Consider the following 13,239-nt stretch of genomic DNA (forward strand, 5'->3'; position numbering starts at 1 on the left):
ATTCATTTATGATTCGAGGAAATAAAAAAGTGAACAAAGCATAATGCTCTTGTTCACTTCTATTCCTGAGTTTATTTTTTAAATTATGATCAACTATGATGAAGATCGTCCCTGATCAAGCCATATACGTCTATATCTTTATATTCATCCCTGTGAAGCAGATCTTTTCTTAATGTTCCTTCATAACTCAGCCCGGCTTTTTGCATAACTTTGGTTGATCCCGGATTACCCGAAAGGGCTGCAGCCCATATTCGCTGCAAATTCAATACTTCAAAACCATATTCGATCATCCGTACGGCCGCTTCTGTCGCCAAACCTTGATTCCAGAAAGGTCTGCCGACCCAGTAAGCTAACTCACCCTTGTTATGTAGGGTATCGATACGCAATGTCATCGTTCCTACAAGGGCTCCACTTTCTTTAAGAGTCATTGCCATGGGGTAGGCCTTCCCTTCATCAAGCCACTTCTCATGAGATCGGATCCAATCCATGGCATGGTCAACGGTATATGGATGAGGCACGAAAGTAGTGGCTGCTACCTCTTTGTCTCCTGCAAGTTCACTCACTTTTTCAGCTTGTGAAACAGAATAAGGTTTAAGGTGCATACGGTGGGTTTCTAACTGTATGGAAGCTGCCATTTCTATTCCTCCTCATCAAGTTATTCATTATATCTTTTCATAACCGACGTGAAATGAAAACCTGCTTATTGTAATAATTTAATGTTTTTGTGGAAGAATGAGCACAAAACTGAAAAGTAGGTGTAGGCATGGATCTTCAACAAAATCAGTATCAACCCGGGGATGTCGTTTATGTCATATATCGAAACCCCCACACATATGATGTGGCCAATATACAAGAAGCTGCTGTCGTCAATAATCCTGAACAGCCTGGTGAACTTGCATTATTTCTATACGAATCCTATTTTCCACTGGACTCCGCCATTGCGGTTTACGCTTCCCAAAGAGAGGCTGAACAAGCATATTTCGATACTTTCGGAGGAACGAATACGGAGGGACAGTTGTGGTAAAACCTTTTATTCCAGAGTTGGTCTATATCGAACCAAGAGCTTTAGAGTATCCACTGGGGCGCGAGTTGAAAGAGAAATTTGAAGGTATGGGTATAGAAATCCGTGAAACGACCTCCCATAACCAAGTAAGAAACCTGCCAGGTGAAAACGACTTTCAAAAGTATCGAATGGCGAAATCGACGCTTGTCGTCGGTGTCCGAAAAACCCTTAAATTCGATACCTCCAAACCTTCAGCGGAATATGCCATACCACTGGCTACCGGTTGTATGGGACATTGTCATTACTGTTATTTGCAGACGACGATGGGGAGCAAACCGTACATCCGTACGTATGTGAATGTGGAAGAGGTATTCGATGCCGCAGAACAATATATGAAGGAACGAGCACCAGAAGAGACGAGGTTCGAGGCCAGTTGTACTTCAGATATCGTGGGAGTGGACCACCTTACTCATACACTGAAACGAGCGATTGAATACTTTGGTGAGTCGGAACGCGGCCGTCTACGATTTGTTACTAAGTTCGCTCACGTCGATCACCTTCTGGATGCAAAACATAATGGGCGAACTCGTTTCCGGTTCAGTATGAATGCTGATTATGTCATCAAATACCTGGAGCCGGGGACCTCCAGATTAGACGATCGGATCGAGGCCGCTGCAAAAGTAGCCAAAGCCGGTTACCCACTCGGATTCATCATAGCTCCCATTTACCTTTATGATGATTGGAAGGAAGGGTATCGAATCCTTTTTGAAAAGCTGCAGGACAAGCTTCCTGATTATGCGACGAAAGATTTGACATTCGAGTTGATTCAGCACCGATTTACGAAGCCGGCGAAAAGAGTGATTCAAAAGAATTACCCTATGACGAAGCTGGAAATGGATGAAGAGAAGCGAAAATATAAGTGGGGTCGTTATGGGATCGGAAAATATGTTTATCAAAAAGATGAGCAGGAAGAAATGAAAGACACATTAGGCGGTTATATCAACCAATACTTCCCTGAAGCTTCTCTGGAATATTTCACTTGATACAGCTCCCTTCCTATCAAAGGAAGGGAGTTTTATAATTTTTTTCGAACACACTCACGGTAAACTTCAAATCCATTGTTCATATAAAATCTCCTCGCCTCCTCATTTTCTATCCAATAATCCAGCTCCACGTATGCACATTGCTGGTCGGCCGCCATGCGCTCGACCGCTTCCATCAATCTTTTTCCGTAACCACAATTTTTTATCGAAAATTCATTTGTTTGATATTTTCCTGAAAGTGGAATGCTTACTATACCAAACAAATTTAAGGAGGCACACTATGGACTTTATGAACCGCCAGACAGAAGGACAGCCAGCTCAGCACCAAAACCGACAACCTGGTATAGAAAGCGAAATGACACCAAGACCTGTACAGGCAGATGAAGAGTACCAAAGTGGTAATAAGTTAGCAGGGAAAGTAGCTTTGATTACAGGTGGAGACAGCGGCATCGGCAGGTCTGTTTCTATCGGTTTTGCAAAAGAAGGTGCAGATGTAGCGATTTCGTACTTAGAAGAGCATGATGATGCTGAGTATACGAAGAAAATGGTCGAGGAGCAGGGACGTCGTTGTATATTGATTCCAGGTGACATCGGAGATGAGTCCGTCTGTCAGGAAGCCGTAGAGCAGACTGTCAATAAACTAGGTAAGCTGGATATCTTAGTAAACAATGCTGCGGAACAACACCCGACGGACGACATCATGAACATTACTTCTGAACAACTGGAACGAACATTCAAAACGAATATCTTCGCCATGTTCCATATGACAAAAGCAGCGCTGCCTCACCTGCAGAAGGGAAGTTCTATCATAAACACAGCTTCTGTAACACCTTATGTAGGAAGTCCTGATTTAGTAGACTATACATCTACAAAAGGAGCAGTCGTAGGATTCACTCGTTCATTGGCCAAACAATTGGTGAGTAAAGGGATTCGAGTCAATGGAGTTGCACCCGGCCCCATTTGGACACCGCTGATCCCATCGACATTCTCAGAGGATAAGGTGGCTGAGTTCGGTACCAATACTCCAATGGGACGCCCTGGACAGCCGGTGGAACATGTCGGAAGTTATGTGTTACTGGCATCTGAAGACTCCTCATACATGACAGGCCAGTTCATTCATATCAATGGCGGCATGTATACGTCCAGTTGACATATTCTTTCTTGCAGTTTTTCTCCTTCCTGCTCAAACTAATATTTAAGGAGGAGAAAACGTATGCCTGAAGGTCCTGAAATAAGACGTGCAGCAGATCAAGTAGAAAAAGCTGTGATTGGACGCCCTGTACTGGATCTTTCATTCGCTTTTGAACATCTTCAACAATATGAATCGATGTTACAAGGCTCTTTTATCTCCCGTGTGGAAACGAAAGGAAAAGCCATGCTCATTCGCTTCGACAACGGGTTCACGATTTATACGCATAATCAACTCTACGGGAAATGGGTGATCCGTAATGCTTACAATTATCCGAAAACAAATCGCCAACTACGTTTAGCCATCCACAACGAAAAAAAGTCAGCTTTACTTTACAGTGCTTCGGATATTGAAGTCATGCGTTATGAAGAGGTCCCCCATCATCCGTTCATTGCGAAAATAGGACCTGATGTACTGAATGAGCGAGTCAGTGCTGAAGATTTAAAATCCAGATTCATGGAAAAACGATTCCGAAACCGCAAATGGACATCACTTCTTTTAGACCAATCATTTATAGCGGGCATTGGAAACTATTTGAGAAGTGAAATCCTATTTGTTGCAAACATCCATCCCGATCTTCGTCCGGTCGATTGTACAGAAGACCAGTTGACGAAGGCAGCAGAAGCTACGATAGATTTGATGTGGCGTTCTTATGAAAATAAAGGGATAACGAACGACATTGAGTTGGCGGAATCACTCAAAGCAAAAGGTGCAAAGCGATATGAATATCGGCATTGGGTCTTTAATCGAGCTGGGCAGCCATGCCGCATTGATGGAACTGAAATTATAAAATTCACTGCTGGTTCACGAAGATGCTATTACTGCCCGACATGTCAAAAAAAACCGTAATCCCCTTACCATTTGTTCAGGGGATTACGGTTTTTCTCATGTCTACTCTTCTGTGGTTTTAAAAAAGATATGTTCAGCTTGAATTTCTTCGCTGACTGTCAATTTACCAAAAGAGTAATAAGGTAGCTTGCGCTTGTCTGTCACAGAGCCTGGATTGAAAAGGAGCTTATTCTTGTAATAGCGAAGAAGGGGAAGATGGGAATGACCAAAGATGATCAAACTTACATCTTCTTTTTCGAAAGCTTCTATGACTCTTTTTTCAGTCGTTTTTTTCTCACCATGCCCATGAATGACTCCAATTTCATGCCCATCAGCGTCAAATACCAGTTGTGAAGGAAACAACCGTTTGATGTCTTCCCCATCAACGTTTCCATAGACACCTCGAACGGGTGCGTATTTTTTCAACTCATGATAAACCTCTACGGTCTGCCAATCCCCTGCATGAATGATTAGGTCAGCATCCTTTAACTCTTCAATCAAACGACCGGGAAGCTGTTTGGCTTTTTTCGGCATATGAGTATCTGAGAGGACAATAAGTTTCATTTTTCCTCTTCCTCCTATCTTGAATTATACACTCAGCCCGTGAATTTGTTCTTTTCATGATGTCGAAATGACAAGTATGAAAGTAGAAACCCCCTCGAGATCTTCGAGGGGGCCCTGTTATTGGATGGGTGCTTTATTTGGCGTACCTGCTTTTCGCGGGTACTTCTTGGGTGTTTTTCTGCGCTTTTCAATAATGGCGATATTGCGTTCACTTTCTTCTTCCGGAAGCGAGAAGGTATGAATATCCTTCACTTCTCCTCCTACCGTTTGAATCGCGACTTTCGCATCTTCCAATTCTTCTGCAAGACCCGGCCCTTTCATAGCCATGAAATGACCGCCTTTCGAAGTAAGAGGTAGACAAAGCTCACTTAGAACTGACATTCTGGCGACTGCTCTCGCCATGACAAGGTCATAACCTTCTCGAAACTTAGCGTTTTTTCCGAAGTTTTCAGCTCTGTCATGATAAAAAGCGACATCATCCAGTCCCAATTCATGAGCCAGGTGATTCAAAAATGTGATTCTCTTCTTCAAAGAATCCACAATCGTGACTTTCACATGCGGAAAGGCGATTTTAAGCGGTAAACTCGGAAATCCAGCTCCCGCTCCTACATCACAAATGCGGAGCGGTTCACTGAAATCAAAGTACATTGCTGCCGTCAGTGAATCATAAAAGTGCTTAAGGTAAACACCTTCTTGGTCCGTAATCGCAGTCAGGTTCATTTTTTCATTCCATTCGACAAGAATTTCAAAATAACGCTGAAACTGCTGAAGCTGATTGTCGTTTAATTCGATACCTTGTTCTTTCAGTGCTTTTAGAAAGGTGTTTGTATCCATAAGTCCATCCTTTCGTTATTATTCACCAGACACGCGGGCGATATTTCCTTGTTCAATATACACAAGAAGAATAGAAACGTCCGCCGGGTTGACTCCTGAAACACGAGAAGCTTGTCCTACTGATAGTGGACGAACATTTTTCAATCGATCACGTGCCTCTGTAGCCAAACCATGAATCGCATCATAATCGATGTCTTCCGGAATCTTCTTATTCTCCATTTTCTTCATACGATCGATTTGCTCCAGAGCTTTCTTGATATAACCGCTGTATTTCACTTGAATCTCCACTTGCTCTTTTACATCTGCAGGAAGATTCACGTCACTAGGAGTCAGCTTTTCAATATGCTCATATTTCATTTCTGGACGTTTCAGCAGGTCGATGGCACGGATTGCATCTTTAAGTTTCGATCCACCCGCTTCTTCGATGACCGCCTGTACTTCATCGGTTTCTTTAAGAATGACTTTATCTATGCGTTTTTTCTCTTCTTCAATCAACCGTTTTTTCTCCTTGAATCGCTCGTATCGATCTTCAGGAATCAACCCAAGGTTATAACCGATTTCGGTCAATCTCAAATCAGCGTTGTCGTGTCTGAGCATCAAACGGAATTCAGCACGAGATGTCAGCAAACGGTATGGTTCCCCTGTACCTTTTGTAACAAGGTCATCAATCATGACTCCGATATACCCTTGTGAACGGTCAAGGACAAGAGTTTCAAGGTCAAGTGCCTTGGCAGCAGCGTTAATTCCTGCCATCAGCCCCTGACCGGCTGCTTCTTCATAACCAGAAGTTCCGTTCAACTGACCCGCGGTAAACAATCCTGAAATCTTCTTCGTTTCAAGGGTCGGCCAGAGCTGGGTAGGCACGATTGAATCGTATTCGATAGCATAACCCGCCCGCATGATTTCTGCATTCTCAAGGCCTGGGACCGTCTTCATCATTTCATTTTGGACATATTCAGGCAGTGAAGTAGAAAGACCTTGTACGTAAACTTCCTCTGTGTCTCGACCTTCTGGCTCGAGGAAAATTTGGTGACGCGGTTTATCGTTGAATCGGACAATCTTATCTTCAATGGAAGGGCAATAACGAGGCCCTGTCCCTTTAATTGCACCTGAATACATAGCTGACAATCCTAAGTTGTCATTGATGATCTTATGCGTCTCCTCGTTTGTGTAAGTCAGCCAGCATGGAATCTGATCGGTAATGAATTCCGTAGTTTCATAAGAGAATGACCGGGGCTCCTCTTCTCCTGGTTGAATCTCGGTTTTCGAATAGTCAATCGTATGACTGTTCACACGCATAGGTGTACCAGTCTTGAATCGAACCATGTCGATGCCGAGTTCCTCCAACTGCTCTGAAAGTGAAACGGTTGAGCGTTGGTTATTCGGGCCGCTTTCATATGAAAGGTCACCGATAATCACGCGGCCACGCATGAATGTCCCTGTCGTGACGATGACAGTCGGAGCATAATACGCAGCTTTTGTCTCCGTAACGACTCCTTTGATTTCATCATCTTCAACAATCAAGCTGTCGACCATCGCTTGACGAAGCGTTAAATTCTCTTGGTTTTCCAGGATACGTTTCATCTCTTTAATATATAAAGGTTTGTCGGCTTGTGCTCTTAATGCACGTACGGCCGGTCCTTTACGAGTGTTAAGCAGACGCATTTGGATATGCGTTTTATCAATGACTTTCCCCATTGCACCGCCTAGTGCATCCACTTCACGGACAACGATTCCTTTTGCCGGTCCTCCGATTGACGGGTTACACGGCATAAACGCAACCAGGTCAAGGTTAAGAGTCAACATCAAGGTTTTCGCACCTCTTCTTGCTGCAGCTAACCCAGCTTCAACCCCTGCATGACCGGCACCAACTACAATAACGTCATAATGCCCTGCATCATATGTCATTTGGTTGTCTCTCCTTTTTAATGTTATTTCCCTAAGCAGAATTGTGAAAACAATTGATCAATTAAGCTTTCATGGACCGTGTCCCCAACAATTTCTCCGAGGATCTCCCAGGTACGAGTCACGTCGATTTGTACCACATCTAAAGGTACACCCATTTCCATACCGTTTTGAGCATCCTCCAGAGCTTGTTTCGCTTGCTTGAGCAATTGCACATGGCGAACGTTGGATACATAGGTCATATCCCCACTGTCCAGTTCCCCTTCAAAGAATGTATTGGCTATCGCTTCTTCCAGCTGATCGATCCCTTCTTCTTTTACTAGTGCAGTGGAAATGACCGGATGATCGCCTGCCAATTCTTTGACTCGCTCTATATCTAACTTTGGCTCTAAATCCATTTTGTTTACAATTACGATGACATTCATGTCTGAAATGGCTTCAAACAGCTTCTCATCCTCATCGTTCAATTCATCCCCATAGTTTAACACAAATAAAATCAGGTCAGCTTCTTTTAAAACTTGACGAGATCGCTCGACACCTATTTTTTCAACGATATCTTCTGTTTCCCTGATTCCGGCTGTATCGATCAGACGCAAAGGTACTCCTCTGACATTCACATATTCCTCGATGACGTCTCGAGTAGTTCCTGGAATTTCAGTAACAATCGCTTTATTCTCATGGACAAGGGCGTTCATCAATGAGGATTTCCCGACGTTCGGCCGCCCAATAATGGCTGTACCTAATCCTTCTCTGAGAATTTTACCTTGGCGGGCAGTTTCCAACAGCTTTGTCACTTCTTCATGGACTTCTCTTGTTTTTTCTTTCATCATTTCATGCGACATTTCTTCTACATCATCGTATTCGGGATAATCGATATTCACTTCTACGTGAGCAAGCGTCTCCAATAACTTTTGACGGAGCTCTTGAATCAATTTCGACAAACGACCATCCATTTGCTTCAAAGCGACATTCATTGCACGGTCTGTTTTGGCCCGGATCAAATCCATTACAGCTTCAGCTTGTGAAAGGTCGATACGCCCATTCAAGAACGCTCGTTTTGTAAACTCTCCAGGCTCAGCAAGGCGAGCACCACTGGCAAGCACTATTTCAAGTACACGGTTGACAGACACCAGACCGCCGTGACAATTGATTTCTACAATATCTTCTCTCGTAAAAGTTTTTGGCGCACGCATGACGGATACCATCACTTCTTCTGCCATTTCACCCGTCTCAGGATCGATGATTTTACCGTAATGCATCGTATGGGAATCGACTTCATTTAAATCCTTCCCTTGAAAAAGCGCTGCTGAAATCGAGACGGCTTGTGGTCCACTCAATCGTACGATTGCAATGGCACCCTCTCCCATAGGGGTTGATATGGCGGTTATTGTATCTGTTTCCACACGCGCTCACCTCCTTGATTTTTTTCCATGATTTATTTATCCACATAAAAAGAAATTTTAGTAGTCACTAACTTATTAGATTACCACACACCCGTGTGTTTTGAAAAGATATCAACATATTTTTTGAATAGATATCTTAAAATCCATTATCCACATGTGTATAACTCCTTATTCAATCTTTAAAAGCAAAAGAATTCATGCAAAAAAAGTACTTCTATCCAGAAAACCGGATAGAAGTACTTATCAAAAAGCTCAAGATGGACGGATCACTACATGTCGACGTGGGTCATTACCATCTGAGTCTGTATTTACTTTTTTATGATTCTGCAAAGCGGTATGAATAATTTTTCGTTCATACGAAGGCATAGGTTCTAGTCTAACGTCTTTACCGGTTCGGATGGCTTTATCAGCCAGGCGCTGAGCCAGGTTTTCAAGTGTCTCCTTCCGCCTTTCTCGATAACCTTCAGCATCGAGCATGACGGTGAAATACTGATCAGACTCCCGGTTGACGACTAATTGAGCCAGGTATTGTAAAGCATTAAGGGTTTGACCACGTTTGCCAATCAGAATCGCAATTTTTTCTCCTTCTAATTGCATCGCTATATCACGATCTTTGACTACTGATTGGATTGAAACAGGAGCCCCCATTTGTTCTGCTACTTCTGAGATGAATGATTCGGCATCCTGCACTGGATCTTTTTGAATGGATACTTTTACGATTGCGGGTTTGCTCCCAAATCCGAGAAATCCTTTTTTTCCTTCATCAATGACATCGATATTCACTTGGTCCTTCGATGTTTGCATTTGTTCTAGTGCTGATTGGACCGCCTCTTCAACTGTATTTCCAGTAGCAGTTATTTGCTTCACTCGCTTGCTCCTCCCGTCGCTTTATCCATCATAGGTTTACGGATGAATATCGTTTGAAGAATCATCACGATGTTACCGACAATCCAGTACAACGCAAGTGCTGATGGGAAGAAGAATGCGAATGTACCGATCATAAGCGGCATGATATACAGCATCATTTGCATTTGCGGGTTTTGAGCTGCTGCTCCGCCTGCCATCATCAACTTTTGCTGAAGGAATGTCGTTCCAGCTGTCAAAATCGCTAGGAATGGATCAGCTGTCCCCAGCTGCAGCCAAAGAAAGTCATGAGTCTGAATGGCATCCGTTCTCATGATTGCATGATAAAAGCCAATCAAAACAGGCATTTGCACAATAATCGGTAAACAACCTGCTAGTGGATTGACCCCGTGCTTTTGGAAAAGCTGCATCGTTTCTTGCTGCAGTTTCTGCTGAGTTTGTGCATCTTTAGATGAATATTTTTCACGCAGCTCTTTTAGTTCAGGCTGGATGTCCTGCATCGCTTTTGAACTTTTCAATTGTTTAACGTTCAAAGGCAGCAATAGAACACGGATGATGATGGTTACGATGATAATCGCCAAACCATAACTTCCACCCGTCAATTCAGCGAAATACAAAAGTGTCTTCGACAATGGGAATACTACATATTCGTTCCAAAATCCTGTGCTATCCTGGGTGATTTCTTGGTTGACTTCCATACACCCGGATAGGAACGCAAGCACACCTAACATGGCAAGGAGTGCTATAATCTTATTGCGCAACGTTCCTTCCTCCTTACTGAAACTCTCTTCACTAATTCTCTACGACTTCTCCTGTTTCCTGCACGGACGAATCGTGAGAATTGACTCTTATTTCGTTTTATTCAATAGCTTGGACCTCGATAAAACGTGGTTCAAGCTTTTCTTAATTTCATGAAAATTCATTTTGTTGGTTGGTTTTCTAGCAATGATCACAAAATCATAGTCAGGGTGAATCTGGTCTTCAAGTTCTTTAAAAGCTTGTCTCAAGTAACGCTTCACCTGATTTCGCACTACAGCAGGTCCGATTTTTTTACTGACCGACAATCCAATGCGGAAATGGTTTTGTTCTTGTTTTTTCAAATAGTAAAGAACCAGTTGACGATTCGCGAAGGACTCACCATGCTGGAACACTTTCTGAAATTCTTCATTTTTTTTGATTCGGTAAGCTTTCTTCATGTCAAAGATCCACCCTGCTATAAATCTTCATATACTAGAAAAAAGACCACTGATTTTTTCAGTGGCCTATGCTGATAATACTTTTCTTCCTTTACGACGACGGCGTTGTAGTACTTTACGACCGTTCTTAGTACTCATACGCGCACGAAAGCCGTGTACTTTTTTACGCTTACGATTATTTGGTTGAAATGTGCGTTTCATATATATACACCTCCTGAGGAAAATTCCATAAATACAGACATTTAAAAGGCAGTCCCGATAATTATAAGCAATGATCACCTTTTCTGTCAATGTGGTTTTCCATTCTTTAGTTTTTTTAATGTGGAAGTTCCAAAGTTCCCTATGATCCATCCCAGTTATATAACAGATCCTGTTGTAGAACACTTTAAAAAAATCCTCTATCAATTTACCATTTTTTCGAACGAAATTGCGAACATTCACAGCTTCTGTGTATAATTTTTTCGGGGTCAAACGACTGTCCACATCAAATATCGACAAGCTAATCACAAAATATAGTGTTGTGGATAGCATCTGTCTACAAGCTGTTGGGATTGTGGATAAGTTCGCAGGAACCATTGCAACTCGTGTTTTTATCTGGTATTATATTTGTGCTTAACCGTGAATTGATTTTTCCACAGTCAAATGTTTTCCACAGTTTGTGGATAACGTGTGGACATTTATTAACACGGATGTTTATTTGATTATGCACAGGATTGTGGACAATGAGATTAACTATCTAGAAAACTATCACTACCAGTATCCAACTCTCCACAAGCTGCTTGTACTCATAAAACAAATTACCTTATACAAAATTTATACGAATGCCTTTCGGTCCTTTCGCGCCGTTCGAAAAAGAGAACGAAAGGCTTTTTTGTTTTCCATTTCTATCGAAAGGGGTGAAATGTTTGGAGAACATAAATGAACTATGGAATAACACGCTGGAAAAAATTAAAGAGAAAATTAGTAAACCCAGCTTTGAAACGTGGTTAAAAGCAACAAAAGCAGATTCGTTGAGTGAAAATACACTAACAATCGTAGCTCCAAATGAATTCGCCAGAGACTGGCTTGAAAATCAATACGAAGGGTTGATCACAGAAACCTTATATGAAGTGACAGGAGCTGAACTGACAGCTAAATTCATCATTCCAGAGACCAAGGACGATTCCTTGGATGATGTAAAACTTTCTTCGAAGAAGGTACCGGAAGTTAAAAATAATGGGAACGAAGAATCCCCGCAAAGTATGCTGAATTCTAAATATACATTTGATACTTTCGTTATCGGTTCTGGTAACCGTTTTGCTCATGCGGCTTCTTTAGCTGTAGCGGAAGCACCGGCTAAAGCTTACAATCCTTTATTCATCTATGGTGGAGTCGGACTCGGTAAAACTCACTTGATGCATGCGATCGGCCATTACGTTCTGGATCACAATCCAAACGCGAAAGTGGTTTATTTATCTTCAGAGAAATTCACGAATGAATTCATCAATTCCATCCGTGACAATAAAGCTGTCAATTTTAGAAATAAATACCGTAGTGTCGACGTTCTTCTTATCGATGACATTCAATTCCTTGCCGGGAAAGAACAGACACAGGAAGAATTCTTCCATACATTCAACACATTACACGAAGAGAGTAAGCAAATCGTCATTTCCAGTGACCGACCGCCGAAAGAAATTCCTACTCTGGAAGATCGATTGCGTTCACGTTTTGAATGGGGTTTGATTACGGACATCACGCCTCCTGATTTGGAAACAAGAATTGCAATCCTAAGGAAGAAAGCCAAAGCGGAAGGATTGGATATCCCGAACGAAGTTATGTTGTATATCGCAAACCAAATTGATACCAACATCCGCGAGTTAGAAGGCGCGCTGATCCGAGTTGTCGCTTACTCCTCCTTGATCAACCGTGATATTAATGCATCTTTGGCTGCAGAAGCGTTGAAAGATATCATTCCAAGCTCAAAACCGAAAGTGATCACCATTGAAGCGATTCAGGAAATGGTTGGTGAAAAGTACAATGTGAGATTAGAAGATTTCCCAGCAAAAAAACGAACGAAATCTGTCGCATTCCCTAGACAAATCGCCATGTATTTATCTAGAGAACTCACAGATTTCTCTCTTCCGAAAATCGGAGAAGAATTTGGTGGACGAGATCACACGACCGTTATTCATGCTCACGAAAAAATATCAAAAATGATTGCTACCGACCAGCAGCTGCAAAAAGAGCTGGACGAAATTAAAGAACAACTGAAAACTCACTAAGTGGATAATGTGTATAAAAGGTGCACATACATCAACAGATTGTCCACATGTGGATAACCACTCGTGAAAGTTGTCGAATTGCGTTATCCACAAATCCACAGCCCATACTATTACTATTACGACTTTTTATAATAAAAATAATTAAATAT

The 13,239-nt window shown here is 42.2% G+C and carries 15 protein-coding genes; 5 read left to right on the forward strand and 10 right to left on the reverse strand.

The window, feature by feature from the left end; all coding sequences use genetic code 11:
* Positions 1–89: 89 nt before the first annotated feature.
* Positions 90–635: a GNAT family N-acetyltransferase gene (locus LCL89_RS12600; protein WP_224810397.1), complete on the reverse strand. Its 546-nt coding sequence runs from the start codon at positions 633–635 to the stop codon at positions 90–92.
* A 128-nt stretch (positions 636–763) separates the two neighbouring features.
* Here LCL89_RS12600 and LCL89_RS12605 point away from each other — a divergent pair, with 128 nt between their 5' ends.
* Positions 764–1,024 carry a transcriptional regulator SplA domain-containing protein gene (locus LCL89_RS12605; protein WP_224810398.1) on the forward strand — a complete coding sequence of 87 codons (261 nt, stop codon included), beginning with the start codon at positions 764–766 and terminating at the stop codon, positions 1,022–1,024.
* On the forward strand, positions 1,018–2,046 hold the full coding sequence (splB, locus tag LCL89_RS12610; RefSeq protein ID WP_197316902.1) for a spore photoproduct lyase: 1,029 nt from the start codon (positions 1,018–1,020) through the stop codon (positions 2,044–2,046). Before LCL89_RS12605 ends, splB begins: the two co-directional genes overlap by 7 nt.
* Before the next feature lie 32 nt (positions 2,047–2,078).
* On the opposite strand, the gene LCL89_RS16890 is transcribed toward splB, so the two are convergent.
* On the reverse strand, positions 2,079–2,309 hold the full coding sequence (locus LCL89_RS16890; RefSeq protein WP_224810399.1) for a GNAT family N-acetyltransferase: 231 nt from the start codon (positions 2,307–2,309) through the stop codon (positions 2,079–2,081).
* Positions 2,310–2,326: 17 nt separating this feature from the next.
* Here LCL89_RS16890 and LCL89_RS12620 point away from each other — a divergent pair, with 17 nt between their 5' ends.
* Together LCL89_RS12620 and nei are read left to right on the forward strand one after the other, a co-directional pair.
* Positions 2,327–3,196: an SDR family oxidoreductase gene (locus LCL89_RS12620; protein ID WP_224810400.1), complete on the forward strand. Its 870-nt coding sequence runs from the start codon at positions 2,327–2,329 to the stop codon at positions 3,194–3,196.
* A gap of 63 nt (positions 3,197–3,259) precedes the next feature.
* Positions 3,260–4,084: an endonuclease VIII gene (nei, locus tag LCL89_RS12625; RefSeq protein WP_224810401.1), complete on the forward strand. Its 825-nt coding sequence runs from the start codon at positions 3,260–3,262 to the stop codon at positions 4,082–4,084.
* Positions 4,085–4,126: 42 nt separating this feature from the next.
* Here the strand turns inward: nei and LCL89_RS12630 are convergent, their stop codons facing one another.
* From LCL89_RS12630 to rpmH, 8 genes are all read right to left on the reverse strand, one after another.
* Positions 4,127–4,627, reverse strand: coding sequence for a metallophosphoesterase family protein (locus tag LCL89_RS12630; RefSeq protein WP_224810402.1), 501 nt, complete (start codon positions 4,625–4,627; stop codon positions 4,127–4,129).
* Between the two features lie 117 nt (positions 4,628–4,744).
* The gene (gene rsmG, locus LCL89_RS12635) at positions 4,745–5,461 is read right to left on the reverse strand and encodes a 16S rRNA (guanine(527)-N(7))-methyltransferase RsmG (RefSeq protein WP_224810403.1); all 717 of its coding nucleotides are present in this window, start codon (positions 5,459–5,461) and stop codon (positions 4,745–4,747) included.
* A gap of 18 nt (positions 5,462–5,479) precedes the next feature.
* A complete protein-coding gene (gene mnmG, locus LCL89_RS12640; protein WP_224810404.1) occupies positions 5,480–7,369 on the reverse strand; it encodes a tRNA uridine-5-carboxymethylaminomethyl(34) synthesis enzyme MnmG in 1,890 nt (629 codons plus the stop codon).
* Between the two features lie 23 nt (positions 7,370–7,392).
* Positions 7,393–8,769 (reverse strand): tRNA uridine-5-carboxymethylaminomethyl(34) synthesis GTPase MnmE, encoded by a 1,377-nt coding sequence (gene mnmE, locus LCL89_RS12645; protein ID WP_224810405.1) that lies wholly within the window; start codon positions 8,767–8,769, stop codon positions 7,393–7,395.
* Between the two features lie 252 nt (positions 8,770–9,021).
* Positions 9,022–9,636, reverse strand: a complete 615-nt coding sequence (gene jag / locus LCL89_RS12650) for an RNA-binding cell elongation regulator Jag/EloR (protein WP_197316894.1) — start codon at positions 9,634–9,636, stop codon at positions 9,022–9,024.
* On the reverse strand, positions 9,633–10,394 hold the full coding sequence (gene spoIIIJ / locus LCL89_RS12655) for a YidC family membrane integrase SpoIIIJ (RefSeq protein WP_197316893.1): 762 nt from the start codon (positions 10,392–10,394) through the stop codon (positions 9,633–9,635). The genes jag and spoIIIJ overlap by 4 nt, the downstream gene beginning before the upstream one ends.
* An 87-nt stretch (positions 10,395–10,481) precedes the next feature.
* Complete coding sequence (rnpA, locus tag LCL89_RS12660) at positions 10,482–10,829, reverse strand: ribonuclease P protein component (protein ID WP_197316892.1); 348 nt, start codon at positions 10,827–10,829, stop codon at positions 10,482–10,484.
* Positions 10,830–10,895: 66 nt separating this feature from the next.
* Complete coding sequence (gene rpmH / locus LCL89_RS12665; RefSeq protein ID WP_197316891.1) at positions 10,896–11,030, reverse strand: 50S ribosomal protein L34; 135 nt, start codon at positions 11,028–11,030, stop codon at positions 10,896–10,898.
* Between the two features lie 704 nt (positions 11,031–11,734).
* On the opposite strand from rpmH, the gene dnaA reads away from it, so the two are divergent.
* On the forward strand, positions 11,735–13,090 hold the full coding sequence (dnaA, locus tag LCL89_RS12670) for a chromosomal replication initiator protein DnaA (RefSeq protein ID WP_197316890.1): 1,356 nt from the start codon (positions 11,735–11,737) through the stop codon (positions 13,088–13,090).
* Positions 13,091–13,239: the final 149 nt, after the last annotated feature.

The organism is Halobacillus yeomjeoni (genome assembly GCF_020171525.1).
Taxonomy (GTDB): domain Bacteria; phylum Bacillota; class Bacilli; order Bacillales; family Halobacillaceae; genus Halobacillus; species Halobacillus yeomjeoni.